The 25,013-nt window shown below is 38.2% G+C and carries 18 protein-coding genes and 2 tRNA genes; 6 read left to right on the top strand and 14 right to left on the bottom strand.

Going from position 1 to position 25,013, the window contains the following annotated elements; translation table 11 throughout:
- Positions 1–106 precede the first annotated feature (106 nt).
- The gene (locus V4P57_RS03440) at positions 107–400 is read right to left on the bottom strand and encodes a helix-turn-helix domain-containing protein (RefSeq protein WP_455466949.1); all 294 of its coding nucleotides are present in this window, start codon (positions 398–400) and stop codon (positions 107–109) included.
- 148 nt (positions 401–548) lie between these two features.
- Here V4P57_RS03440 and V4P57_RS03435 point away from each other — a divergent pair, with 148 nt between their 5' ends.
- The gene (locus tag V4P57_RS03435; protein ID WP_455466575.1) at positions 549–1,073 is read left to right on the top strand and encodes a helix-turn-helix domain-containing protein; all 525 of its coding nucleotides are present in this window, start codon (positions 549–551) and stop codon (positions 1,071–1,073) included.
- A 974-nt stretch (positions 1,074–2,047) separates the two neighbouring features.
- On the opposite strand, the gene V4P57_RS03430 is transcribed toward V4P57_RS03435, so the two are convergent.
- From V4P57_RS03430 to ilvA, 3 genes are all read right to left on the bottom strand, one after another.
- Complete coding sequence (locus tag V4P57_RS03430) at positions 2,048–3,460, bottom strand: DEAD/DEAH box helicase (RefSeq protein ID WP_455466959.1); 1,413 nt, start codon at positions 3,458–3,460, stop codon at positions 2,048–2,050.
- Between the two features lie 267 nt (positions 3,461–3,727).
- On the bottom strand, positions 3,728–4,258 hold the full coding sequence (locus V4P57_RS03425; protein ID WP_455466761.1) for a hypothetical protein: 531 nt from the start codon (positions 4,256–4,258) through the stop codon (positions 3,728–3,730).
- 37 nt (positions 4,259–4,295) lie between these two features.
- Positions 4,296–5,573 carry a threonine ammonia-lyase IlvA gene (gene ilvA / locus V4P57_RS03420; protein WP_455466760.1) on the bottom strand — a complete coding sequence of 426 codons (1,278 nt, stop codon included), beginning with the start codon at positions 5,571–5,573 and terminating at the stop codon, positions 4,296–4,298.
- 155 nt (positions 5,574–5,728) lie between these two features.
- Here ilvA and V4P57_RS03415 point away from each other — a divergent pair.
- Positions 5,729–5,814, top strand: a tRNA-Leu gene (locus tag V4P57_RS03415).
- 338 nt (positions 5,815–6,152) lie between these two features.
- Here V4P57_RS03415 and V4P57_RS03410 read toward each other — a convergent pair.
- From V4P57_RS03410 to V4P57_RS03400, 3 genes are all read right to left on the bottom strand, one after another.
- Positions 6,153–7,058: an outer membrane protein gene (locus tag V4P57_RS03410; protein ID WP_455466759.1), complete on the bottom strand. Its 906-nt coding sequence runs from the start codon at positions 7,056–7,058 to the stop codon at positions 6,153–6,155.
- Between the two features lie 664 nt (positions 7,059–7,722).
- Positions 7,723–7,995 carry a hypothetical protein gene (locus V4P57_RS03405; RefSeq protein ID WP_455466758.1) on the bottom strand — a complete coding sequence of 91 codons (273 nt, stop codon included), beginning with the start codon at positions 7,993–7,995 and terminating at the stop codon, positions 7,723–7,725.
- A complete protein-coding gene (locus V4P57_RS03400) occupies positions 7,989–10,364 on the bottom strand; it encodes a mechanosensitive ion channel family protein (RefSeq protein ID WP_455466757.1) in 2,376 nt (791 codons plus the stop codon). The genes V4P57_RS03405 and V4P57_RS03400 overlap by 7 nt, the downstream gene beginning before the upstream one ends.
- Before the next feature lie 629 nt (positions 10,365–10,993).
- Here V4P57_RS03400 and secD point away from each other — a divergent pair.
- From secD to V4P57_RS03385, 3 genes are all read left to right on the top strand, one after another.
- A complete protein-coding gene (gene secD / locus V4P57_RS03395) occupies positions 10,994–13,507 on the top strand; it encodes a protein translocase subunit SecD (protein ID WP_455466756.1) in 2,514 nt (837 codons plus the stop codon).
- 97 nt (positions 13,508–13,604) lie between these two features.
- The gene (ybaL, locus tag V4P57_RS03390) at positions 13,605–15,359 is read left to right on the top strand and encodes a YbaL family putative K(+) efflux transporter (protein WP_455466755.1); all 1,755 of its coding nucleotides are present in this window, start codon (positions 13,605–13,607) and stop codon (positions 15,357–15,359) included.
- Between the two features lie 15 nt (positions 15,360–15,374).
- Positions 15,375–16,328: a lysylphosphatidylglycerol synthase transmembrane domain-containing protein gene (locus V4P57_RS03385; RefSeq protein WP_455466754.1), complete on the top strand. Its 954-nt coding sequence runs from the start codon at positions 15,375–15,377 to the stop codon at positions 16,326–16,328.
- Positions 16,329–16,905: 577 nt separating this feature from the next.
- On the opposite strand, the gene V4P57_RS03380 is transcribed toward V4P57_RS03385, so the two are convergent.
- Positions 16,906–18,456, bottom strand: a complete 1,551-nt coding sequence (locus V4P57_RS03380) for a TerC family protein (RefSeq protein WP_455466753.1) — start codon at positions 18,454–18,456, stop codon at positions 16,906–16,908.
- Between the two features lie 463 nt (positions 18,457–18,919).
- On the opposite strand from V4P57_RS03380, the gene V4P57_RS03375 reads away from it, so the two are divergent.
- Positions 18,920–18,995, top strand: a tRNA-Lys gene (locus V4P57_RS03375).
- 439 nt (positions 18,996–19,434) lie between these two features.
- On the opposite strand, the gene V4P57_RS03370 is transcribed toward V4P57_RS03375, so the two are convergent.
- From V4P57_RS03370 to V4P57_RS03345, 6 genes are all read right to left on the bottom strand, one after another.
- Positions 19,435–20,253 (bottom strand): DNA adenine methylase, encoded by an 819-nt coding sequence (locus V4P57_RS03370; protein ID WP_455465471.1) that lies wholly within the window; start codon positions 20,251–20,253, stop codon positions 19,435–19,437.
- A gap of 140 nt (positions 20,254–20,393) precedes the next feature.
- The gene (locus V4P57_RS03365) at positions 20,394–21,383 is read right to left on the bottom strand and encodes a phage late control D family protein (protein WP_455466951.1); all 990 of its coding nucleotides are present in this window, start codon (positions 21,381–21,383) and stop codon (positions 20,394–20,396) included.
- Entirely contained in the window at positions 21,383–21,637 is a 255-nt protein-coding gene (locus V4P57_RS03360) for a tail protein X (protein WP_455465472.1), read from the bottom strand. The genes V4P57_RS03365 and V4P57_RS03360 overlap by 1 nt, the downstream gene beginning before the upstream one ends.
- Positions 21,634–22,095 (bottom strand): phage tail protein, encoded by a 462-nt coding sequence (locus V4P57_RS03355; protein WP_455465574.1) that lies wholly within the window; start codon positions 22,093–22,095, stop codon positions 21,634–21,636. Before V4P57_RS03355 ends, V4P57_RS03360 begins: the two co-directional genes overlap by 4 nt.
- 13 nt (positions 22,096–22,108) lie before the next feature.
- The gene (locus V4P57_RS03350; RefSeq protein ID WP_455466752.1) at positions 22,109–24,451 is read right to left on the bottom strand and encodes a phage tail tape measure protein; all 2,343 of its coding nucleotides are present in this window, start codon (positions 24,449–24,451) and stop codon (positions 22,109–22,111) included.
- Positions 24,452–24,582: 131 nt separating this feature from the next.
- Entirely contained in the window at positions 24,583–24,993 is a 411-nt protein-coding gene (locus V4P57_RS03345) for a hypothetical protein (RefSeq protein WP_455466235.1), read from the bottom strand.
- Between the last annotated feature and the right edge of the window lie 20 nt (positions 24,994–25,013).

The raw sequence follows: 25,013 nt of genomic DNA, 5'->3' as shown, positions 1-25,013 counted from the left end.
TATCTTGCCAATTTCGTATTGATGTTTAGACATTGATAAACCTTTTTATCTTATGGTATCTAAATTCATGGCAAATGCGTTTAACACGCAAAGCCGTGTAACGAGTTCAAGCGGCATTACCGCGCAGTGCGGAAGGGGTACGCGAGTCCGTATTAGCGTGTTTTGCTGCTTTAAAAATGCGACGGCGACTTTTGGGGTAGCGGTCGCTAAAAACCTGCTCAACGGGCAAGCCGATAAAATCGGCAATAGCGCGTTCAGCTTTCTCGTTAGACCGTGTCCAGATATGTTGAACACTGGATGACGATAGTTGATAAGCTTTTGCAAGCTCCGCCAAGGTCATATTACGACGGCGTAGCTCGGCTAAAATACTATGGCGATCCCATATTTGGGTCATGGTCATAACTTTCGCTCCTGCTTCAAACGGATGCTGCAACATCCGTCTTTGTGGGGTTAATTGTAAAATATATGCCCGCTATATCGGGCGGTAATAAAAGATATAATTCACTTTTATGAATTAGTAAACCTAAATGTGTATTAGGAGTGTTTTTTTGGGACGTCCTAAAAAAGAACCTAAAACAGAACTAGCAAAACGGTTACGTGAAGTGCGTCTTGCTCTTGGTTTTGTGGAACGCAAACAATTTGCTGATCATCTTGCGGTACCTGAAAGTACTATGAGCAACTATGAAACTGGCTTACGCGAACCACCTATATCCATGCTGATAATTTACAAAAATATTTGCGGTGTATCTGTGGAATGGCTAGCTACAGGTGAAGGCGAAATGTTCACGGACGTAACGAAAGTGACAGATTTAGAAGCACCTACCATCCCTGCTGGACTCATGAAAAAGCTTGGTCGCATAGCTTATACGACCTATCGTGATACAAAAATAAAACTCCCCCCTGAAGATATAGCGGAAATCGCGGCGGAGCTCTATGGAAAGTTGCAAGAGCTTGCTCAAAACATCAATGATACGGAAGAAGTTGAGCTTACTTTGCCTCTTCTCAAACTGCATTTAAAGCGTCAAATCGAAGCTGAAAGAGCACATATAACAACTACACAAAATACGGCTTAATGCCTCTCTAAAATGAAAAACTGATATGAAAATCTTTTTACATTAGAAAAATTATGTAACTATCTTATTTATAATAATATATTGCTCATAAAAATAGATAATCACCAATAGGTGCAAATCTTTTTTGCTTTTTTGGTCATTTTGGATTGTTTTTGGAGTTGCTTTTACGATTTGTCTGATTTTTTTCAAAGGTCTTTCAAAGCCGGCTTTCTGGGCTTTTACAGACTTTTTAAAATTCTTCAAAGGATTTTCAAAGACCTTTCACAGACTTCTCTCATTTTTAGCACAAAATTCCGATTTTTGTGATTTTTCGCTCTTTTGGGCCATTTTAGATGTCAAAATTTAATTTTACAAAACGCGCATTTAATGGTAGAAATTGTACATAAAAACAACAAACTACCACCTATTCCTAACTAATCCCACCCCTTCCCACTTAGTGCAAAACATACTGTCAAACTACACCTTTTTAATGATGGATTCGTAGGTAAAAATTTTGAAACAGGGATTCTCTAATATTTCTCTATAAATTGATTTTAGATCTCCTTCAAAAAAGCATTTAGTATTCCAGTAGATATACTAAACAATTTAGTGACTAAACGAATTTGAACCATAGTTAAAGGCGTATTACTGGGTATTGTTCCTCTAATACCAATATAAAAATTCTGTAGCTCAAAAAACTACGGAATAATGGAAAAAATTAAATTTCTAAGCTTAAATCTTATTCTCATTCAAATACCATCCTTAAAACATAAGCTACATCGCACTGCATTTTGTCCTTTAGACTACAATAAATATCAAACAAAGCACAAAATCCATCGATATTTTTTACAAATGCATTAAAGTGCGACTGTAGTTAAGAGGATACAATAATGATTTCTTAAGATATTGTTAGTGATACCAGACATCCAAAATTGTTCTACTTTTAAGAAATTGAAGGGAGAAAAATAATCCACGATCTCTTCTAAAAATTTTCCTTAAGCAGCCTTCTTCACTGACTTGCGAAAACGAAAAAGCTTCGCCCGCTTTGCTGCTGTTTTTGCTTTTTTGTGTCTTTCACTTGAAGAGGAAGAATCTTTATTTTGTAATTGTTCAGATTTATCTTTACAATTCAAAAATCGCTTCTCATGTTTAGATTTTCTAAAATGAGGTTCCTTACTATTTTCTTTTTTTCCACTTTTTGATATAATTGGCCTTTCTGGAAAATCAGCAAACTGTTCTGGAACAGCTTCACGTGTTAGTCGCATACGAATCAAACGCTCTACAGCACGCAACCGTGCTCCCTCTACTCCTTCATCAAAAAGTGTGAGTGCTTCACCAGAAGCACCATTACGTCCTGTACGACCAATACGATGCACATAACTTTCAGCTTCATCTGGTAAATCATAATTAATAACATGACTGATCCCCGGTATATCAATACCGCGGGCTGCAATATCTGTTGCAACAAGGATCTGTACCGCTCTTTCACGAAAAGCTTTTAAGGCAGACTGCCGAGCATTTTGTGATTTATTTCCATGAATTGTCGCAACACAATACCCTATCTTTGCTAAACTACGTGTGACAGTATCAGCACCGTGTTTGGTTCTGGTAAAGACAATAACCGAAGCAAAAATCGGATTTGTCAAAAGTTTACCCAAAACATTCTTTTTTTCACGCGTAGGGACACAATATAACTTTTGAGTAATTTCCGCAGCGGTAGTCCCTTGAGGAGCAACTTCTATCCTCACTGGATCATTAAGCAAACTTTTTGCAAGTGCAGTAATTTCTTTCGGCATTGTCGCGGAAAAAAGCGCTGTCTGACGCTCTTGATGCAAAAGTTTTGCGATTTGCCGTACATCACTAATAAAGCCCATATCTAACATACGATCTGCTTCATCCAGAACCAAAAAACGAGATTGAGAAAGATCAACGCATTTTTCACGAACAAGGTCCATTAAACGCCCTGGTGTTGCTATCAAAACATCTACACCTGCACCCATGCGTTTAATTTGTTTTAAACGCGATACCCCTCCTAAAATAAGACATGTCGAAAGGTGAGTCCCTTTCGCCGCAGTACGGATTGCTTCATCAATCTGAACAGCGAGTTCACGTGTAGGAGCCAAAATCAAAGCGCGCGCAGTTTTAGGACAACGTTTATCACCTAAAGCCAAAACCTGACTTAAAACTGGTAAACCAAATGCCAAAGTTTTTCCAGAACCTGTTTGTGCAATACCTAAAATATCATGCCCTTTTAGCATCATTGGAATAGCTAGTTCTTGAATAGGTTTAGGCCTATTCATACCAGCAATAAGTAAGCTTTTAACCAAAAGAGCAGGTAACCCCAATTGTGCGAAAACGTTTTCTCTATTTAAATTCAAAATAAAATCTCTCCTCAGCCCAACAACTATCAATAAGCATTAAGCTGAACCATGTTATTCAAGAATCCGCGCAAGAGAAACCTCGATATTACAAATTTATGGAGCAACGCTTTAAAGAGCGATTTGCGCAACCCATGAGCACCTTGAAATCAAGGTAAAAGGCATAAATTTCATCCTAAAAAGAGCTAACTAACCAGCCCAAAAACCTTTTCTCATACTATCATTCGATTACAACAAAAAATCAAGTACTTTGTGAAAGTTATTTATAATGAATAAGAAAAACAGTAAGTTAACCACTTATCTTTTGATGATTGTTTCCTTTGGTAAATGCACCTCATTAAAATCAGGATAAATCTCAAGAAAAATCGGATTTTGTACAGTTTTTTGACCACCATAGATTAAATACCATTGCGTTTTATCAAAAATCGCTAAAGTTTTATACTGAATGATACGATCACTCATCTCAAGTGTAGTTGGAATCAAAGCATAAAAAGTGCCGTTATCAGTTTGCAAATAATCTATATTCGCTTCATCTAAACGATAAGCGCCTGTAGGCAAATTCTCAAATTGAACACGCAGCTGTTTAAGAAAATTTTCACGTAATTTATCCTCTGTCGTATTCAATCGACGCGCTATTTCTTTATAGAGTCGATCGGGCATATAAGCAGAAATAGGTACAAAATTACCATTTTTTACAGCATTATTGACATCAATAATTAATCTTGAAAGTTTGTTTTTTTGTATTGTCGGTAGCTCGAGTGCTATACTTTGTTTACTAATACTTAAAAATAAAAACAGGCCTAGTAAAAAACAAAAAATAGACTTCATTCTTAATATCTCTCACTTTTGCAAAAAATTTAGCTTCTCAAATGACAAAATCAAATAATGTTTGATCGTCGGTAATATCACGATAGCGCCATCCTAAAGCTTGAAACTTTTTCTCTAAGAGGCAAAAATTATCGTATTTTTTTGTTTCAATTGCGATCAACACAGAACCAAAACTTCTGGATGATTTTTTGAGATACTCAAAGCGCACAATATCATCATCTGGAGAAAGTTGTGTAAGAAAACTACGCAACGCACCAGGATGTTGTGGAAAACTAAAAATAAAATACTTTCTTAAGCCTTGAAAACGCAGAGAGCGCTCTTTAATATCGGGTAGACGCTCAAAATCAAAATTGCCACCCGAAATAACGAGAAGGATTTTTTTTCCTTTCAACTCTTGATAAGAAAGACTATTAAGGGCATCAATTGATAAAGCGCCCGCGGGCTCCAAAACTACACCTTCAACATTGAGCATTTCAACCATTGTAGAACAAACACGATTTTCAGGAACTGTAATAACAGAATCAGGTGAAAATTGCTTTAGCATTGTGTAGTTTAACGCACCAATTTCAGCTACAGCAGCACCATCTACAAATGTATCGATATTTTCAAGTTTGACACGTTTTCCACTCTTCAAACAAGCAAGCAAACTTGCAGCTCGTTGCGGCTCAACAAAACGAATCTCTGTTTTCCAACCATAGTCATGTAAAAACTTACTCACACCACTAGCCAAACCACCACCACCTACGGGTACAATAATTAAATCTGGTTCGCTTTCTCCATTGAGTTTTTTCCATTGCAAAACAGCCTCACAGAGAACTGTCGCTTGCCCCGTAATGATGCGAATATCATCAAAAGGCGGTGCCATTATACCACTACCTTGCGTAACGAAAGACTGTGCAGCTGCGTAACATTGATCAAACGTTTCACCAACTAAACGAATATCAACAAACTCTTCACCAAAAATGCGTGTCTTATCAATTTTCTGTTGCGGAGTCGTCACAGGCATAAAAATCACACCTTTACGTTTAAAATAACGACAAACAAAAGAAACGCCCTGCGCGTGATTTCCCGCTGATGCGCAAACAAATGCAGCATCTTGAGAAATCTTATCAAGCATTGCTGAGACAAAATTAAAAGCACCACGAATCTTATATGATCGCACTGGTGTTAAATCTTCACGTTTCAAATAAATCTCTGCATCATATTTTTGACTAAGAAAATCATTTCTCTGAAGTGGTGTTTCGGCAAATACATTATGCAAAGCCACCATAGCTTTAGTTACGTCTTGAATAAATTTACTCATAACACCAGTCATTTCATGATTCGTTAATATTATTAAGGCTTCTTCTTATCTTTTATCTATAAAGACAACTATTGCCAGTCGAATTTTCATTCAAAAAAGGAAAAATTTTTCTCTTATCATTAATTCTTGATTCAATAAAAGATATAGCTTATGAGGGTGCTCTTACCGCGGACGTGATGAAATCGGTAAACATAGCAGACTTAAAATCTGCCGGTCTAAGACCTTGCGGGTTCAAGTCCCGCCGTCCGCACCACAACATCTGAATTTCCCCTTATTCTCTAATTGTTTAAATTACGATAAGATGACCTTTAGGATTACTTTTTGCAACGCTATTATAATATAATCAGATGGAATTTTGGTTATGTGGAAGGCGAATCATATTTTCCTTTTAGACTGAATGTTTAGCACTATCTCATGATCTAAAAAATCTTGATTCTAAACAGAAGCAATGTGAGCAATTCTTTTTCACTTTATAAACTTATTCGAAGTCAATGACTTCTATTCTATCATAGAATAGTATTTACAATTTATAATAAAAAAACAAAGGCCCTATCTAAGATAAGACCTTTTAAGCTAATCTATCTCAAAAAATTAAAATTTGTAAGCTATTCCAGCACGAAAGTCATTCGTCTTATATTTAATTTCAATTTCGTCATCAAATTTCTTTTTACCAAAATCTGAGTAACGATATTCCGCACGCACAATGATATTATCTGTCATTGCAAAATCAATACCACCGCCCAGAGTATAACCAATCATGGTTTTTTTAATATCTGATGTTTCATTAAAGGAATCTTCCCCCGTAATTGAGATCGACATAACATCCTGAAGCTGCCCATACGCGATACCACCAGAAATATAAGGCATCACACGACCAGTAGAAAAACCAACACGCATCCGCGTGGCACCTGCCCATTTTTGTTTCAAAGTATGGCTAAAAAATAAACGATTTTCCTCTCTCTCTTCTTTACTTCTTAAAACTGATCGAGAAAATTTGTCACTCTTACCTACTCCAAACCTTAATTTTTTTTCATTACTCTTTTTTCCATCCCGTTCATTTTCATCTTCACCAATATCATAACCTCCATCAAAATCTACAACAATAGTTTTTGTATCTTTTCGATTCGTAAGAAGAATATCCGTATCAATCCCCAAAATAAAATTATTACCGAGATCAAAATTAGCACCAACATAAAGACCACCTATAAAACCGGAAGGTTTAGGCATATAATGTTTCTCGACCGGCACCCATTCCTTCTTTTCACTATCTTCATCAGGATAGAGAGGAATATCAACATCAGGCGTTATAGCAGAGGTTTTGCTCGAAAAACCACCAACTTGACCTCCAAAATAAAAACCTTCCCAAGAAAAAGAGGGAGAGGCAATACCTACTGAAGCAACATAAACTGGTTCTTCAGGTACCACCATATCTGCTGCCTGTACTATAGAAGATGAAAATAAAGTAAAAATGGAAGTTATTATAAGTCTTTTATTCATAAAATCATACCCCATTGCTAAAATAAACATAATAAAAATCACATTTAGAAAACAAAGTGTTATAAAATCTTATGTCACAAAATTATACTTACTCCTTTATATATACATATAAGCTTATCATTACATCAAAATTCAATATTAGCAAATAAATTTTAATTACTTTTAATATATTATTAATAATTAATAATTTAAATAATTAAAATTATAAAAATACAATAAAATACCTTTTTTTATTTTAAAAAAATACATGATATTTTTTATCTAAATTATCACACCAAAACCGCATATTGTATCATTTAACAAAATGTTTGCTTGAAAAATTTTCTAAAATAATATAAATAACTGTTTTAAAAACACTATCTAACAAATATTATTACAAATATGTTATAGTTAATACAATATAAAAAAATAAATTAATCTATTATTAATAACAAGATAATTAATTTATTTATATAAATTAATTATCTTGTTATTAATATAAAATAATAAAAATATTGTATAAATATATAAAAATTATTATACTTAGAACACACATTTCAAATTATATGCATATTTATAAATATTACATTTTTATCTTCTACTCTTTGATACTACTCTTATCAAAATGCATAAAAGCAATATTATTGTTCTTATAAATATTACCTTATAACAAATTAAAATCATTTTACTTAAAAAATGCTCTACCTTCACTGATTTCTATATTATCTTCTGCCTTTATTGCAAAGCGGTCTTTATTAGGAAAAGTGATAAAACAGCCCTTCATACAAACTGTAACGGTTTGATGAGTATTCAACAAAATATTTAAAGATACGCTCCCTTCAACGATAATGAGAGATTGTACCTTTAAATCAGTATTCTTCACAGTTGCTGCAAAAACTGTCACAGTCAAGATATCCAACAACGCAACTGTTATAAAAACATGAATACATTTTAGCATTCTAGGATTCCCTCCTCAACAAAACGCTTATATAATACAAAGCGAAGAGCATTGGTTACCTTAAAAGGTGAGGTGATGTTAGGCACATAAATAGCCAAATTAAAGGAAAATTTTTTGCTATCAAATGCAGTAAAACTCACTTGAGGTGCGGGATTTTTTAAAATCCCTTCTGTTGTAGAAGCAGTCTCTAGTAAAATTTCAACAACACGTTCTGGAGCAATATTGGAAGAAACAGCAATAGGGATATCAATTCGCCCCATTTTACTACGTCGAGTCCAATTACTGACATTGTTATTGATAAGGCTTGAATTAGGAATAATAATCGTCTTACGCTGAAATGTTTCAAGTTCCGTTGCGCGAACACTGATACGTTTAACAATACCACCTACCGATCCAGCTTCCACATAATCGCCAAGTTTAAATGGTCTCCCAATCAAAATAATAAGCCCAGATACAAAATTTTGAACAATATTTTGTAATCCAAAACCTATGCCAAGCGAAAGCCCACCAGCAATGAGAGCAAAATTTCTAAGATCCAAACCTGCCATCGACAATCCTATCAAAGCAGATAGCACAATACCACCATAACTTATAACTGTTTTGATAGAATTACGCACACCAGAATCGAATTCTCCATGCGCCAATACCGCGCTATCCAGCCAACCGATAAATCGGCGGATGAAAAACAGACAAGCAAGGAAAGCAGCGGTTCCTGTTACAATAGAAACCAAAGAAATAGACACATTTCCAATCTGAAAACCAGTAATCAATTGCCACAACACTGCTCTCAAATCAGAATAGGAAAATCCAAACTGCACGACAATCGGCATTGCGCAAAACACAACAACAACCAAATTAAGGAAAACGCTAATAACAACCCCCAAATGATTCATCGTTTTCTCTTCTAAATGCAACCATTGCATCAAAGTATGACCAACGCTCGTTTTCATAAATTGGCCTTTAGCTCCAAGTGCTTGAGCGCTTTGTATTCCCAAATACATTAAAACCAAAAATGCACCACCGATCACAATTTGCTGCATAATAAAGCGCGCCAAACCAACATAACCCAAAAAATCCATCACAATCAGCAATAATCCCAATACAATGAGAAGAATGCGTATATAAATTGGCAAAAATAGCGGTTCTCCCTCTTCACCTTGAGAACGCCTACGTCTAAACTGCAAAGGCACAAATGAGATAATAAACAGCAATATCGCGACAAGAAAAACAGCAATGAAACTTTTGGCAATTGTCAAAGAAAGAGAGGCTGAGATTATTTGATAAATACTATCAAGAACAACGTCAAATGCTAAAACTCCACTTAAAAAAGTGAGCAAAATCACCAATTGATATGCTGCTGACGGTGTAATATTGAGAAGACGCACATGGCTTATTTTCGATGATAAAAGAGCAACTGCTAAACGGTTTATCAAAAAGACTAAGATAATTTGATACCCTACCATATCAAATACTGCTGTGAGCTTCCCTAGATCCAAGCTAAAACTACGGAATAAAAACAATACAAGATAAACGCAAACAACACATACAAGCGAAGGGAGAATAACTGAAATAAAAGCGACCAATAAGCGTTGTAAATAAGATATTTCCTTATCTCCCCTAGTAAAATGGCAGTGCACACGTGCAAGAACTTTACGAGAAAAATAAGAAAGTCCCGAAGTGATAAAAAGTGGAATAAAAAAGGAAAGAAATAGTTGTAAAAACTTGAAATAAAATACGAAATTCCACCAAGCACTCAACAGCAAAAGAAAATCAGATGAAGCCTCTTTGGTTTTCTCAACAAGATGTTTAACCATCGGAATTGAAAAATCAAGCCTGTATGTAAGTGTGTGTTTAAAAAGCTCTCGAGATTGAGAAATAGCAAGTTCAGCTATTCTATTTGCAGTCAAAAAGATCGCTTCAAACCGAAGCACTATACTATTAATCTTAGCTTTTTTCTCTATCAATATAGAGCGCTCCTTACTTGAGTTTTGCAAGTTTTTTTGATCATCATGGAGCTCAGTTAATTGATCAAGAAGTGCATTAATATCGTTAAGAGGAGCACGCAAAACAAATGCCGCTTCCATAGCACGTTTACTGATATCTTGTGCACGCAACCGCAGTTCTGCCAAAGTACTCTCATCTTCTGACTTATTTTCAAAGTCTTTTTTTAAAGTTTCTGTATTTTGTTCAAGACCATTTATAATTAGCTGTTTTTGTTCAATAATTTCATCAAATGAGTAAGAAGTTATCGATTGTCCAATGATTAGATTTTGTGGTTCCAGATTCCCCCACGCACAAGAGCTGAATACAACGATAATCCCAAAAATAATGAAAACTATGAACGATTTTTTTTTAAGAAATGGATACATATCTGCCTTAGATGTATAAAGAAGAATCCACCCCCCCCTTAAGAATATGGCATGGGATAAATATTTTCAACTTTTATAAAATAATCTTATAAAAGCTTTTCCTCATCCCATAATACTGATAATAAGAGAAAAGATAATAACTAAGCTTGTGGACTCAATAAGATTAAAGAAGGCGTTCTAAGCATGCTTTTTTTGCACCTCTCTTGCAAAAAAGAAAATTTTCTTCCTTTTACGGCCTGGCTTCTTCTGTCCAGCTTTGGCATATTGTTGACAAATAACCCAGGAACAAGAGCTTATTTGATCAAACAATCACAAGCAAATAATATAGTTGAAACGAATACTCTTGATTCACAAAACAAACGTGATCAGTTAAATATTACAACAACTAGAAACAAAAAGCTTGTAATACCCCATATAGATTCTGTCCTACCTCTCAATATTTTTCAAGATATCTTAGTATTGAATCTTTTTTTAATAACCGCCACATTTGTTTGTGCACAGATTGAGGACCTACAGGCACAATGTTTTTCAAATAAACGTGCTCCTCCTTTTGCTTGAATCTTAAATTGTAAAATTATTATCTTGCCTTACCTTAATAACTTTTAGATTTCCTATTAGCGGAACATATCATGCGCACACCCGGTTGGTTGACTACTCTTTATTGTTTGATCCTTTTAAGCAGCATATACGTTGCCTTGCCCAATTTACTCTCACAAGAACAGGTTAAAAACTCAAAATTCTTATCCGACACCCGAGTAACACTTGGGCTTGATCTTCAAGGAGGTTCTTCTCTCCTACTCGAGGTCGATAGCAAAGCACTAAAACGTGACCAACTACACATGGTTTTAGGCAATGTGCGTAACACACTCCGCGAAAAACAAATCCGTACATCGAGCGTTCGTATGCTCGAAGATAGCGTAATTGCAATTATTTCTGATCCAACACAAAATGAAAAAGCTGTTACCGCTTTGAAAACATTAATCACTCCTATACATAATAGCTTTGGTACTACAGCTGATGATATCACTATTAGTGCTCAAAATGAAACTATCCATGTCGTATTAACTGAAGCTGGTATAAAGGATCGTGTGAGAAGTGCTATTGAACAAAGCTTAGAAATCATCCGTCGCCGTATAGATCAAGTTGGTGTTGCTGAGCCTGCCATACAAAAGATCGGGACCGATCGTATTATGGTTCAATTGCCGGGTTTACAAGACCCAAAGCAGCTACGTGACCTTTTAGGAACAACTGCTAAGATGACCTTTCATTTGGTGCCCTCTAATGTGGATATAAATAACCCACCCGTAGGTGTTTCTATTCTCCCCGGATATACAGATGAAACACAACGCTACGCAATTTATGACCAAATCGCCTTAGATGGAAATGTCCTGAAAGATGCCCGCGCAGGTTTTGACCCGCAAATACCAGGACGTTCTATTATTTCATTTACTCTAAATTCCGCTGGTGCAAAAATATTTGCGGAAATAACACGACAAAACATTAATCGCCCTTTCGCAATTGTTCTTGATAACAAAGTTTTGACTGCTCCTACCATCAATAGTGTTATTCCCAATGGACAAGGTCAAATTACAGGAAGCTTTGACCCTAAAGAAGCCTCAACCTTGGCAGCTCTTCTGCGCGCTGGTTCCTTGCCAGCACCGCTAACCGTGATTGAAGAGAGAACTGTAGGTCCAAATCTTGGTGCTGACGCCATCCAGATGGGGCTTTACACCGGCATGATAGGCTTTGTCCTTGTTACAGTTTTTATTTTTCTTCTCTATAGAGTTTGGGGAATCATTACGAATATAGCACTAATACTCCACACTATTTTAACATTTGCTGCGCTCAGTCTTCTGGGTGCGACACTTACATTACCGGGTATTGCTGGTATTATTTTAGGTATTGGTATCGCCGTTGATGCCAACATTCTCATAAATGAGCGCATCCGTGAAGAAAGCCGAAAAGGTGTCAGCGCCTTTGCAGCCTTAGATCGCGGTTTCAAACACGCTTTCGCAACCATTGTTGATGCTAATGTTACTGCAATTATTGCAACTATTTTACTGTTCTGGTTTGGCACCGGTCCTATTCGCGGTTTTGCTGTAACAATGCTGCTTGGTATTATCATTTCTATGTTCACAAATATCACGATTGTGCGTATCATGATGATTTGGGTAATACGTAAATGGAAAATTAAAACTCTGCATCTTTATTCTATTTTCAACATCATCCCACAAAATACAAATTTCTATTTTATGAAAGCACGCTTCATTGGGATTGGCGTCTCAATTATTTTATCATTAGCTTCAGTTTTTCTGTTTTTTAAGCCTGGCTTGAATTTTGGAATTGATTTCATCGGTGGTAGCCAAATGAGTATTACAACAAAAGTACCAACAAACTTAGCCAGCTTGCGTTCTAAACTTTCAACCCTTAATATTGGTGAAGTTACCTTGCAGAATATAGATAACGCGAACACTGTGCTGATTCGCATACAGAAACAAAATGGCAGTGAAGCACAACAAACCAGCGCCATTGATAAAGTAAAAAAAGCGGTGCAAAACATCTATCCAGATGCCACATTTGATCAAATAGAGGTTGTTGGACCAAAAATTTCAAATGAGCTTTCCACAGCTGCTTTTACTGCTGTTATTCTGGCAGCCATTGCTATGTCGCTCTATATATGGTTACGATTCGAATGGTTTTTTGCAGTTGGAGCGATTATAACGCTCGTTCTAGATACCACAAAAATGGTTGGTTTTTTCGCTTTATTTCAATTTGATTTCAATTTAACAGCCATCGCTGCTCTTTTGACAATTGTTGGTTATTCTATAAATGATAAGGTCGTTGTCTATGATCGAATGCGTGAAAATATGCGCCTTTATAAAAAAATGCCACTGCGCGAACTCATTGATCTCTCAATTAATCAAGTTCTTGTCCGTTGTCTTTTCACATCGGCTACCACAGTTCTCGCTATGCTCCCTATGGCGATATGGGGTGGAAGTGCTGTCCATAATTTTGCAGTCCCCATGGTCTTTGGGATTATTATTGCAACATCGTCCTCTATCTTTATTGCCGCTCCCATTTTACTCTTGCTAGGGAATTGGTGGCATAAACGAAATAATCGTACAAACACGAAACCAAAATAAAAATATCATGTTCATACAATAGGTTCCATCCTTCTTCTCATAAAAATATAGTCATTTTAACTCATTCATTTTTTAATAACAAAGTCGTAAATAATCCATGCTCCATGATACACCACTGATTACAACCATTGTTTCCGGTTTATGTTTAGCATTTCTTTTAGGAATGATTGCGAGCCGTTTGCGTATCTCACCTCTTGTGGGATACCTATTAGCGGGTGTTATCGTAGGACCCAATACAGGTGGATTTAAAATAGATTCCGTTATTATTAACCAACTCGCTGAAATTGGGATCATTTTATTGATGTTTGGTGTTGGACTCCATTTTTCATTAAAAGATCTTTTATCTGTAAGAGCTGTTGCTATCCCTGCTGCCATTTCAGAGATGGTATTTTCTACCTTTCTCGGCTTGTGCCTTGGTTTGATCATGGGATGGGAATTTAGCGGTAGTTTAATCTTCGGTTCAGCTTTATCAATTGCAAGCACTGTTATCCTTCTGCGTGCTTTGCAAGAACGCCACCTTATTGAAACAGAAAAAGGACGCATTGCTATTGGTTGGTTGATTATTGAAGATTTAATGATGGTTCTTATACTTGTGCTCATACCATCACTGGCAAACGTCCTTAGCAGTACAAAAAAGGAAGCTATTGATCCTCTTGTTCAATGGTTAGATTTAAATATTTGGGGAATTTTTGGTCTCACCATCTTAAAAGTTATCATATTTATCGCTCTTATGCTCGTTATTGGTCGGCGTGTTATCCCGTGGTTATTAAAAATGAGTGCACATTCAGGGTCACGTGAATTATTTCGTCTTAGTGTTTTTGCTACTGCACTAGGAGTAGCTTTCGGAGCAGCTCATTTATTTGGTGTTTCTATTTCTCTTGGTGCCTTTTTTGCAGGCATGGTTATGAGCGAATCAGAATTAAGCCATCGTGCAGCAGAAGAGTCCCTACCGCTACGAGATGCATTTTCTGTACTCTTTTTTGTCTCCGTAGGAATGTTATTTGACCCAGGAAAACTATTTACTCATTTTTTCCCTCTCTTAGCAACATTATTGATTATCGTACTAGGAAAATCTACCGCTGCCTTTTTCATCGTTAAATTCTTTCGCTATTCTAATGCAACAGCTTTGACCATTTCTGCAAGCCTTGCCCAAATCGGAGAATTTTCTTTTATCCTTGCAGGTTTAAGTTTGAACTTGGGACTTTTAAACAACGATGCTCATGATTTAATTCTTGGAGGTGCGATTCTTTCTATTTTGCTCAATCCCCTTGTTTTTTTAGCCTGTAATAAAATTAAAAAACGTCTAGAAAAGGTTCCTGAAAATTTACACGATATAGAGAAAATTATTGACATTGATCCACAAGATCCCGATCAAGAATCTTTACAAATGACCTTAAAAACCAACCATATCGTGATCATTGGCTACGGTTGTATTGGGAAATGCGTTGCACTATCTTTAACAGATAAAGGCAACCCCTTCGTAATAGTAGAAGAATCAAAACGCCTCGCTGATCAAGCAATTGCAGACGGCTTCGAAGTCATTTGCGGCAATATCATTCAACAAGAAATAATGAATGCAGCAAATATAAACGATGCACACAAAGTTGTTATTACAATGCGAAGTACCATTGAAGTAGGAGAATGTATAGTGAATATACGTGATATGAGAAAAGATATCCAGATAATCACGCATGCACTATCCAACGTGGAGACGTCTTATCTCATTGATTTAGGTGCAGATATTGTAGTAACTGATGATGAAGAAATTGCCAATGGTGTTATCGAGCATATAACGGAGCAGAGATCTGTAAGGAATATGCAAAATCATAAATTAAATGTACAAAAAACATAAAATGGATAAAGAAGCGTGAAAATAAAGCAATTTATATGGCCATTTATTGGTGTCTTAGCAATGCTGATATCTATCCGCATTCTTTATATAAAGCTTTCTGCGATTTCTTTTAGTGAGGTATTGGAACGCTTGAACAATTTAAATGGACAACATTGGCTGTTAGCCTGTTTGTGTTCTTTTCTAGCTTATGCTGCTCTTGCTGGATATGATCGAATTGCCTTGCAGCATCTTGGCCATAAAATTTCTTGGATTTTTATCGCACTATGTTCGTTTACAACCTACGCTCTTTCACATAACATCGGTGCTTCAGTTTTTTCTGGTGCAGTCGTGCGCTATCGCGCCTATAAAATGAAAGGATTAAGTGGAACTGAAATCGCAATATTAGTAGGTTTTTGCTCTTTTACATTTGTGATAGGTACAATCTTACTTTTTGGGATCGTTTTGATTCTACAACCCGAAATTATCACGCTCATTTATTATGATCTTCCTGAATGGCTTGGAACAACAGTTGGTGCAGCTTTGCTCAGCTGTATAGCACTTTATGTTTTTGGCAGCTGGCTTCAATTAAGACCCTTGCGCTTGGGTAAAAAAATTCAACTTTCTTACCCGAAACTGAAAATTGTCATTCAACAGCTTCTTATTAGCCCCCTAGAGCTTTTAGCAGCAGCAGGGATTATATACGCTGTTCTCCCTTATAGTACAGATGTTCATTTTATTTCTGTGCTTGGTGTTTTCCTAGCATCTTTTACGATAACTCTTCTCTCCAATGCTCCAGCAGGAGGGGTTGGTGTTCTAGAAGCTTTATTCATAACAGGTATGCCCAATTTAAATCCAGCAGATGTTGTTGCAGCACTCATTGTATTCAGAATGTTTTATTTGATCATACCGTTCATCATTTCACTATTTGTTGTAGCAATTTTTGAAACTCAACAATATTGGAAACGGACTTCCAAGACACCACCTGAATAAATAAAAGGAAATCAATGTCTTCTTTTTTTGTGGTGTGTAAACTAATGCAGCCATTAGTCTTCTTTCATTTTTTTTATATTAAACTTTGAAATTCTTTTCTTTTTATACCAACACTACAATACAAAACATGGCAACATTTAATACTTCAATTTTCCTTCAAAAAGCCTTTCATTAACCTACAAGATGAATTTCCGTATAGAGAATAACCGCTTCCATAATCTCTAATTAACTTCCAACATTGAATATTGAAATTGCCGTTTTAAAAGTAATACACTCGATAATAATTTTAATAAAAAGAGTTCCTCTAAACGACCGTACAAAATACAAGAAAAGATTTTATAAAATTTTTATCTTTAAAAAATGCAGAAACAACGTATATGCAATCATAGTTTCTGAAATTAATGACTATTTTACAAATAACTCTGTATCATTTTCTCTTTTTAGCAAATCATTGATAAAACCCCTCATCTAGTATGAAGATTTCCCTCTTCTAACCTAAATATTCACTGACAATTCAGTTTTTGCTTACTCCATGTTTCATGCTCAACACAAATAAAAAATAATGTGCTTTTTCTGGTTACATGAGAGGAGAAATAAGGATTTTAGATACATTTCGACGATCCATCTCTATAACTTTAAAGTGCAATCCATCAGCTTCAAAGCTTTCTCCTTCATTCGGCAAATGACCAAATCGCCAAAGCATAAACCCTGCCAGAGTCGTATAACGGTCTGCCTCATCAACAAGATTACGCCCAAGATAACCACTCAAACGGCGGATATCAGCATATCCTTCAACAAGAATACTTCCATTTTCAAGTTGTTCTGCAATCATGGGTTCTTCATCATCATCAGGAAAATCACCTGCAATGGCTTCAAGAATATCGGTTGGTGTTGCAATCCCTTCAAAAGATCCATGTTCATCAACAATAATTGCCAGCTGAATCGAAGAATTGCGTAATTGCTCCATCAATCGTAAGACGCTTGTATTTTCATGAACTACGAGAGGTTCTCGCATAGCTTTTTTCCAATTGATCTTTTTACCCTCAGCCAAATCCAAGAGGAGATCTTTGGTCAAAGCAACACCAACAAATTCATCCACTTTTTCACGTGCAAGAATTAAGCGGCTATGTTTAACTTGTTGTAGTTCTTCACGCATTTCATTCTCATCACTGTTCAAATCCAACCACTCAATCTCATTGCGCGGCGACATGATAGAACGAACAGGACGATCAGCCAAATCGAGAACGCCACGAATCATCTCCTTTTCTTCAGGTCGAAACAACTCAGAAGCTGCTGCTTGTTCAGCAATGACATCCACAGTATCACCAAGATGACCACCTTTATTTCCTCCTCCTAAGAGCCTTAAAACAGCATCAGCTGTTCGACCACGTAGATTATTTGTTGTGATCATCTTTTCACGATTACGACGTCCAATTTGATTAAAAGCTTCAATGAGAACAGAAAAACCAATAGCAGCATACAAATACCCTTTTGGAATATGAAAACCAAATCCTTCAACAATGAGGGTAAAACCAATCATCATCAAAAAGCCAAGACAGAGGATGACAATAGTAGAATGACGATTAATAAATCGCATAAGAGGACCAGATCCACACATCATCACTCCCATAGCAATAATGACTGCTATATACATAACCACTGCTTGCTCTTTTGCAATCATACCTGTTGCAGTAATAATACTATCAAGGGAAAAAACAGCATCCAGCACCACGATTTGAACAATTACCTGCCAAAAAACAGCATAAGCAACGCCTGTTTTTCTTTCATGTGATATCCCTTCCAACCTTTCATGTAATTCCAGTGTTCCTTTTGCCAGCAAAAATGCTCCACCACCAATTAAGATAAGACTATGCCAACTAAATACAAAAGAAGAGAATGAAAAAATTATTGTATCGAGGTTCATCACCCATCCAATAACTGTAAGAAGAAACAATCGCATAACAAGTGCTAAAGTGAGACCTATCAAGCGTGCACGATCACGCAAATAGATAGGCAATTTTTCAGCTAAAATCGCAATAAAGACAAGATTGTCTATTCCCAAAACAATTTCGAGAAAAATTAACGTGACCAAGCCAAACCACGCATGGGGATCGGTGATCCACTCCATTATAGTTCACCTTTTAAAAACTTAAAAGTGCGCAATTGACAAAATAAATTCATGAGCTCTCATTCGCACAATTAATCAAGAACATTGCATGCAAAAAGACTGTGTTCAAAGCAAGAGAAGGTAAAATATTCCTTAAACGCACACGATTATTTATAAAATTTATAAAGAAGAACACTGCCCTACATTGCTTATAACCACAGGAAGGCTCCTCTGAATCTTTCTCGGGCATTACGCTCGACGATCTTCCAACCATAGCTCCACATAATAATCGAAACATTCGTTTATAGAGTTGTTTATAATGAGTATATTTTTATGTAAGATCAAGAGGTCATATCATATTTTTATCGTACAGCCAATTTAGCTATAGATTTTACCACTTTCATGTAAAAAACAATAAAATCATCTAGACATCCCCCTTTATGAACGTTATAGGACCGCTCATTCTCGTCTTCTGAAAAGTTGTGGGTGATTAGCTCAGTCGGTAGAGCAGCTGACTCTTAATCAGCGGGTCGTGGGTTCGATCCCCTCATCACCCACCATTTCTTTTTCAGATGTGTAGCTTGCCAGCAGGTTTTGCACTATTTGCCACCTAGTTTTGCACCAATGTAGCTTGCCAGCAGGTTTTGCACTATTTGCCACCTAGTTTTGCACCAATTTATTTTTTTTCACAGGGTTTTTTAAGGGGTTCTAAAAGGGTCTTCAAAGATCATTTAAAGACTCTTTGAATGAGTCTTTTTTTTCTGTTAAAAATCACGATTTGAGATGATCAGTTTTTTTGCCACAATCACATGATTTGATACCTACAATTTGTAAGATCATGAGTGCAGAGCACCATAAAATTTTGTATAATTTGTATCGTATTTTGTAAAAACTACCTCCTTTTCAAAGGATTTTCATTTTTTCAAAGGGTTCTCAAAGGGTCTTCAAAGGCCTTTCAAAGGTTATTTAAAGACCCTTTAAATGAGTCTTTTTTTTCTGTTAAAAATCACAATTTGAGATGATCAGTTCTTTGGCAGGAGTCGCACGATTTAAACCACATGTGTAAGATGTTGTGACCTCTTTTATCTGAAATTGACTAAAGGTTTTTCGGATCTCTGGCACATCATTGAGTGAAAGAAGAAACTTCCCCTTTAATTGCGCAAGGAGCGCAGACATGGTCTGGTAATCCTCCCGCTTAAACAAATCCTTTCCATAATAGGGCTCAACGCCAAAATAAGGTGGATCAAGATAAAAAAACACCTGTGGACGATCATAGCGAAGAATAAAGTCAGACCAATTTAAATGTTCAATGGTGACCGTGGATAAACGACGGTAAATAAGCTTTAACAAGGCTTCAAGTTTCAAAGGATTAAACTGTGCAGTGCAGTGAGGATCAACTCTAAACCTACGATTGGTTACCTGACCACCAAAACTCAAACGCTGCAGATAGAAAAATCGTACAGCCCTCTCTAAATCCGTAAGGGTTTTGGGATCTTGTAAAGAGAAGTGTTGAAATACTTCACGGCTGCTAATCTGGAACTTTAACAAATCCGTAAATGGCTGATAATGGCGTTGCAACACCCGAAAAAAATTCACCACATCACCTGAACGATCATTGATCACTTCATATAAAGGTTTCAATTTTCGTCTAAAGAATATTCCTCCCATGCCAACAAAAGGTTCTGCATAAGTTTTATGAGGAATGCTTTCAATGATTCTGATAAGGGTTTTAGACAACTTGATTTTACCACCAATATAAGCACTAGCTGGTGTGATAGGATCAACAGATTTTAATGTTTCAGCATAAAGTGTATCCATACTTTTTTAACTTCTTCCATACATGATAGCCGCCTTCTCATTGCTTCAAGTGATAAGAAGTGGCTGCGATGTTATGTGTTTTGGCATCGGACGGGTGTGTCGCTAAACTATCCCCGTTGGCTGGGTAACCAGCCCAGCCTCTATTTATTGTGTCTCTCCTCCCTTTTGTTTGGTGCTTCCAGTGTAATTTCTGTGGTGTATCCGCTTGATTTCTCATAGCGATGGGTGACGGTTGCGGCTTTCCATGAACCATTGATTTCGCTGCGGAACCCCTGTAGCAAAAGAGGTTGATCGGCCATGATTTCTGGATAACCCTCAAGGGTCAAAGAACCACTCCCCACAGCACGGCAAAGTCGGTCTGATTCTGATGCCGCTACTGCTAACGCCTCTTCCTTGCAGGTATAACAAGTCCGCAGACGACGCACAGGTCCGCTAACCCCTGTCTTATGTTTGACTTGGTATTGCTGCCCTTTTGAGCGATCAAAATAAGAAGCTTCCACCACACCGTATTGCGTGCGTGGCTCCAACGTGAATTCCCAACTGGAACAGTCGTGCTTATGAAGTTCGAGTGCTGGTAAATTGTCTCCGCTTAAAAATAAAAACTTATTGTCCTTGATCAAAAAACGTGCCTGCATGCGGTCAGCAAGGCGGGTTAAAAAATCAACCGCAGATTGATCTGTACGAATCACATAAGGCAAAGCTTGTTTGGTCAACTGGGGACTGATCTTTGCTTGATAGCCATGGCGCTTGGCGAGTGTCTCAACAATCTCACCAATGGTTCTGTGATCAAAATGTTCACTAGCTTGTTCTTTGAGTTCCTTACGCATCGAGGCGCTTTTGCCACAAAGGCGTAAAATCTCTCCTTCACTGCCGCCTGAACTTACAACCGATTCAACAACAAAACGCCCCATAAACGCACTGATGATGTTCTCATAGCCAAAGATCACCTGTAGAGTGCTGTTGCTGGCCGGAACACTTAAATCATGACCGCTATCGTCAAATTCTGCTTCAAATGTATCGGCTTCATTACCGGCATTATCAGTGATGGTTGCCGTTAAAAGACGCTGGTAAAAAACTTCATGAACAGGTCTGTCTCCCACCTTAACCACAATAAAAGGGTATGTACGCATTAATCCCATAGCCGCTTCACCATGCTTTGGGGATTAGACAACACAAATTCAGGAAGTATCACACGCAATCCACGTGGCAAAAGCACACCATATTTGGCAATCTCTGGATTGGCCTCCAATGTGGCTTCTAAATAACCTTTTAAAGCTCCCACGCGAGAGCGATCCCCTAACACAGCCATGGCATGGTGAAAGCAGATGAGGTCTAAGCTCATATCCTCTAGCTCTACAACAATGTGCTTTTCTGCTATCTTCATTGGCATTGTCCCATCTGATATTGCCCCATCTGATACTGTCCTTGAGGTTTTCCCCCATCAAAAAAGGGCAAGAGACTAATGGAATAGCGGAGACGCTGAGATTGGCCAGAGCGGCTGATATAATCATGGTCTTTACTAATACTGGTGAGCACCACGCAGCCATGCATAATGGCGCTATAGGTGGTATCATTGATCCAACGGATCATCGCAACGGGTTTGGCTGCTCGAATCGTTTGGGTAATGGCATCTATCGCTTCACGGTCGCCAAACTCTTCTGGAAACAAAACCCCATGGATGGTTTTGGGATCATTACCATAGCCGGTAAATTGCAAACCAGATGCCTTGCCAAAACGCTCCATAGAGATCCAGGAGGCAGAAAACTCTTCTTCAAAGGATTGGAAATTCAACCAGTCCACATAAAATTGATGTGGTCCTAACATCATCAAAGGATCTCTCATAGGCTCCCTCCCCTCATTCTGTTCCCCCATGCAGGGCATTGGCACGTGCACGTTGAATGGCGTGACTTACCGCACGACCAGTGGCAATAGGATCACGGGCACCATTGACATGTACCGTGACATTTTGATTATGGGTGATGGTGGAGCGGTCTTTGTCCCTTATCCCTGTGTCAGGAGCCTGTTTGTGATGGCTTCCCGCAAATTGCACAATCGGTTGAATGGCTGTTTTGCCCCCAAGCCAACTTGGCAAATGGAAAAGGTCCGATAAATCAATCGACCCAATCCATGTCTTGATGCGGCGGGGCAAGGATGTAAAAAAATCGCTCAACCCCGTGATGGAGGCCATAAAACCATCGACAATCCAATTGGCCAAGTCCTCCCCCGCCTGTTCCATACCGGCTTTGGCATCCTCAGAGAGCTTTTCTTGAGCAAAAAAACTAACCAACCATTGCCAAAAGTTGGAAAGGCTTTGTTTAAACCCATCCCACACATTGCCAAACCACCTGCCAACAGCGTTAAGTCCTTGTTTGAATTTTTGCCAAGCTTGAGAGAAATCAAAAGCAGCGGCAATAATATTTTTCCACTTGGTGATGGTTGCGGTATCAGCACCAAAAAAGCGCATGACGGCTTCAAAGGCACGACTAAGAGCGCGTGTTATTCCCCGTGCAAAGCCTTTGACAAAGGAAGAGAAACGATCCCAATATTTCCACAAAGCAAAGCAAGCGGTAAGGATCACAGCCACAACAGCAGCAATCAGAGCCCCTATCGGGGTAAAAACAGCACCAACTACAGAGGCAATGCCAGCCCCAACCACTTCTATCGCTGTCCCTATCGAACCAAAAGAGGCGGCGAATGCAGAACCAGAGACCATAAGCCCCCGAAACGTAGCCACCAGTAAAGTTATCGGCCGTAAAAGACGCAGTGATCTCCCACCAAGCCCTGCCGCCATTATTCCCAGTGAGCGACCTGAAGCCGCTAACCCTCGCCAATTTGCCTTAAGACCACGACTGAGTGCTCCAAGCTTGATAAAAGAGCTGATCAACTGCAGAAACCCAAGACGTGTACCAGCCATGGTAAAACGCAACACACGCAGAGCAATATTAAAAGCCATCAGGGCGGCAATGGTTTTGATGATAGCGCTTGTTAAAGTGGGATGGGCATTCGCCCATGTCATCAACCCATTGGTAAAATTGCCAACACTTTCCATCAAACTGTTGACAGGGGGCAATAAAACTTCACCAATGGTAATCCCCAACGCCACGATACGATTTTGCAAAAGTTCAAATTGCCTCATCGCACCGGTTGCTTGTTTGTCCGCCTCTTGCTCCACGGAGCCTTTAAAGACTTTTGGATCTCTCACAAACTCTAGAGCTTGCCATAACAATTCGGGATTGCCGACCAATTTGGCAAAATCACCGGTAAAATCGCGTCCAGCGATGGCAATCAGGGAACGCATACCCTGTTCTGATTTGCCCAAAACATCAAAAAAGCGAACCAAGGTACCGGTCGCATCTTTATCGAGATCTTCCATGAATTTTTCACGGGATAGCCCGATATTGGTAAAAGCATCCTCAATATGCTTGCCTCCCGCCTGAATGCGGGCACTGATTACGTTAAAGCCACGCGCTGCGCTTTCTGGAACAATACCAGCGGAAATCATTGCTGTACCAAACGCCGCTGTTTCACGCGCCGTGAGTTTAAACATGGTTGCCGCACCGGTGGCACGATTGGTAAAATCGGAAACCTCACTGGCCTTGGCGGCCATATGATTGGAGAGATGATTGATGGCATCACCTAAAGCCTCAATACCTTCCTGATTGAGTTTAAAGACATTGCGCAATTTAGCAAAGCGCTCCCCAATCTGATCCCCCGTCATATCAAAAGCCACTGCAGCTTTAGCAGCATAAACGCTAAAAGCTTCTAGATCTTGCTCGCCGATGCCGGCTTGGCTGGCACTGGTCATCAGCTCCAAAACTTCACGTGCCGCTAGCGGAATCTTGGTGGAGGTTTCCAAAGCAAAACGGCGCAATGCTTTTAAGCGCTCAAGGGGCGCATCCAGAACCTTTTCCAATCCTTTCATCGATTGGTCAAATTGCATGGCTTTATAGAGAGGGGCAATCAAGGTTGCTGTTTGCGCAATGGCACCCACCATGCGCCCACGTGCTTGATTGAAAGCATTTTCCGCATTTGCTGTTGCCTCCCTCAGATGCTCAGGGTCAAACCAATTTTTAAAGTGCTGCCTTGTCTTGTTTTGGAAATGCGCAACATCTGAACTAAAGGCTGCAAGATCCCGCTTGGCAGAAGCTATCCCCTCTTGCAGATGATTAACAAAACGCACAACAAGGGAAACATCCATGAGAGTATTTTATCCTAACTGATGGCTTTCATATTCTAGGGCTTTAAGGCGTGCTAATTCGCTGCGATAGGAAATCACATCCCGCCAATCCATCTGGTTAATTTCTGAAGGTGCCCAGTGATAATAAAGCGCTAGTTCTGCTCCAAATTGTCCAGCATAAAGGATTGGCGTTGCGTAAAAAAAGCAAAAAAAACCTTGAAGACAGAAATAATGTCAACAACATCAAGACGATCAATCAGTTCAACAGATTCATGTGACATATCGGCTAAAAGCGCTGTGATGCCTTCTGTCGCCTCACTTGTGAACAAAACTTGAGAAAGCTTTGTGATAAGCACATCATTGGTGAGTGTTTTTTGCTCTCCAAGTTCAGAACCAAGCAACTCTGTCAACTGTGGTCCAATCAGCACCGCTAATTGCTTGGCTTGTTTGAAGGTGGGGCGATAAAAGGTCAGTTTCTTGTATAGAGATTCTTTGCCATTTTTGTCTTGATAAAGAAGAGGAACCTGCAACTCCACATCAATGGTTGTTTGTAAACTTGTCATGATCAATTCCTATAAATGAG

The organism is Bartonella sp. B39 (assembly GCF_053795145.1).
Note: the sequence above shows the minus strand (reverse complement) of the source record. Positions and strands in the feature narration are given on the sequence as shown.

Excerpts from the sequence above, each read along its gene's own strand:
- V4P57_RS03440 (WP_455466949.1), bottom strand. The coding sequence starts at position 400 with ATGACCATGACCCAAATATGGGATCGCCATAGTATTTTAGCCGAGCTA.
- V4P57_RS03425 (WP_455466761.1), bottom strand. The coding sequence starts at position 4,258 with ATGAAGTCTATTTTTTGTTTTTTACTAGGCCTGTTTTTATTTTTAAGT.
- ilvA (WP_455466760.1), bottom strand. The coding sequence starts at position 5,573 with ATGACTGGTGTTATGAGTAAATTTATTCAAGACGTAACTAAAGCTATG.
- V4P57_RS03410 (WP_455466759.1), bottom strand. The coding sequence starts at position 7,058 with ATGAATAAAAGACTTATAATAACTTCCATTTTTACTTTATTTTCATCT.
- V4P57_RS03405 (WP_455466758.1), bottom strand. The coding sequence starts at position 7,995 with ATGCTAAAATGTATTCATGTTTTTATAACAGTTGCGTTGTTGGATATC.
- V4P57_RS03400 (WP_455466757.1), bottom strand. The coding sequence starts at position 10,364 with ATGTATCCATTTCTTAAAAAAAAATCGTTCATAGTTTTCATTATTTTT.
- secD (WP_455466756.1), top strand. The coding sequence starts at position 10,994 with ATGCGCACACCCGGTTGGTTGACTACTCTTTATTGTTTGATCCTTTTA.
- ybaL (WP_455466755.1), top strand. The coding sequence starts at position 13,605 with ATGCTCCATGATACACCACTGATTACAACCATTGTTTCCGGTTTATGT.
- V4P57_RS03380 (WP_455466753.1), bottom strand. The coding sequence starts at position 18,456 with ATGGAGTGGATCACCGATCCCCATGCGTGGTTTGGCTTGGTCACGTTA.
- V4P57_RS03370 (WP_455465471.1), bottom strand. The coding sequence starts at position 20,253 with ATGGATACACTTTATGCTGAAACATTAAAATCTGTTGATCCTATCACA.
- V4P57_RS03365 (WP_455466951.1), bottom strand. The coding sequence starts at position 21,383 with ATGCGTACATACCCTTTTATTGTGGTTAAGGTGGGAGACAGACCTGTT.
- V4P57_RS03360 (WP_455465472.1), bottom strand. The coding sequence starts at position 21,637 with ATGAAGATAGCAGAAAAGCACATTGTTGTAGAGCTAGAGGATATGAGC.
- V4P57_RS03355 (WP_455465574.1), bottom strand. The coding sequence starts at position 22,095 with ATGAGAGATCCTTTGATGATGTTAGGACCACATCAATTTTATGTGGAC.
- V4P57_RS03350 (WP_455466752.1), bottom strand. The coding sequence starts at position 24,451 with ATGGATGTTTCCCTTGTTGTGCGTTTTGTTAATCATCTGCAAGAGGGG.
- V4P57_RS03345 (WP_455466235.1), bottom strand. The coding sequence starts at position 24,993 with ATGACAAGTTTACAAACAACCATTGATGTGGAGTTGCAGGTTCCTCTT.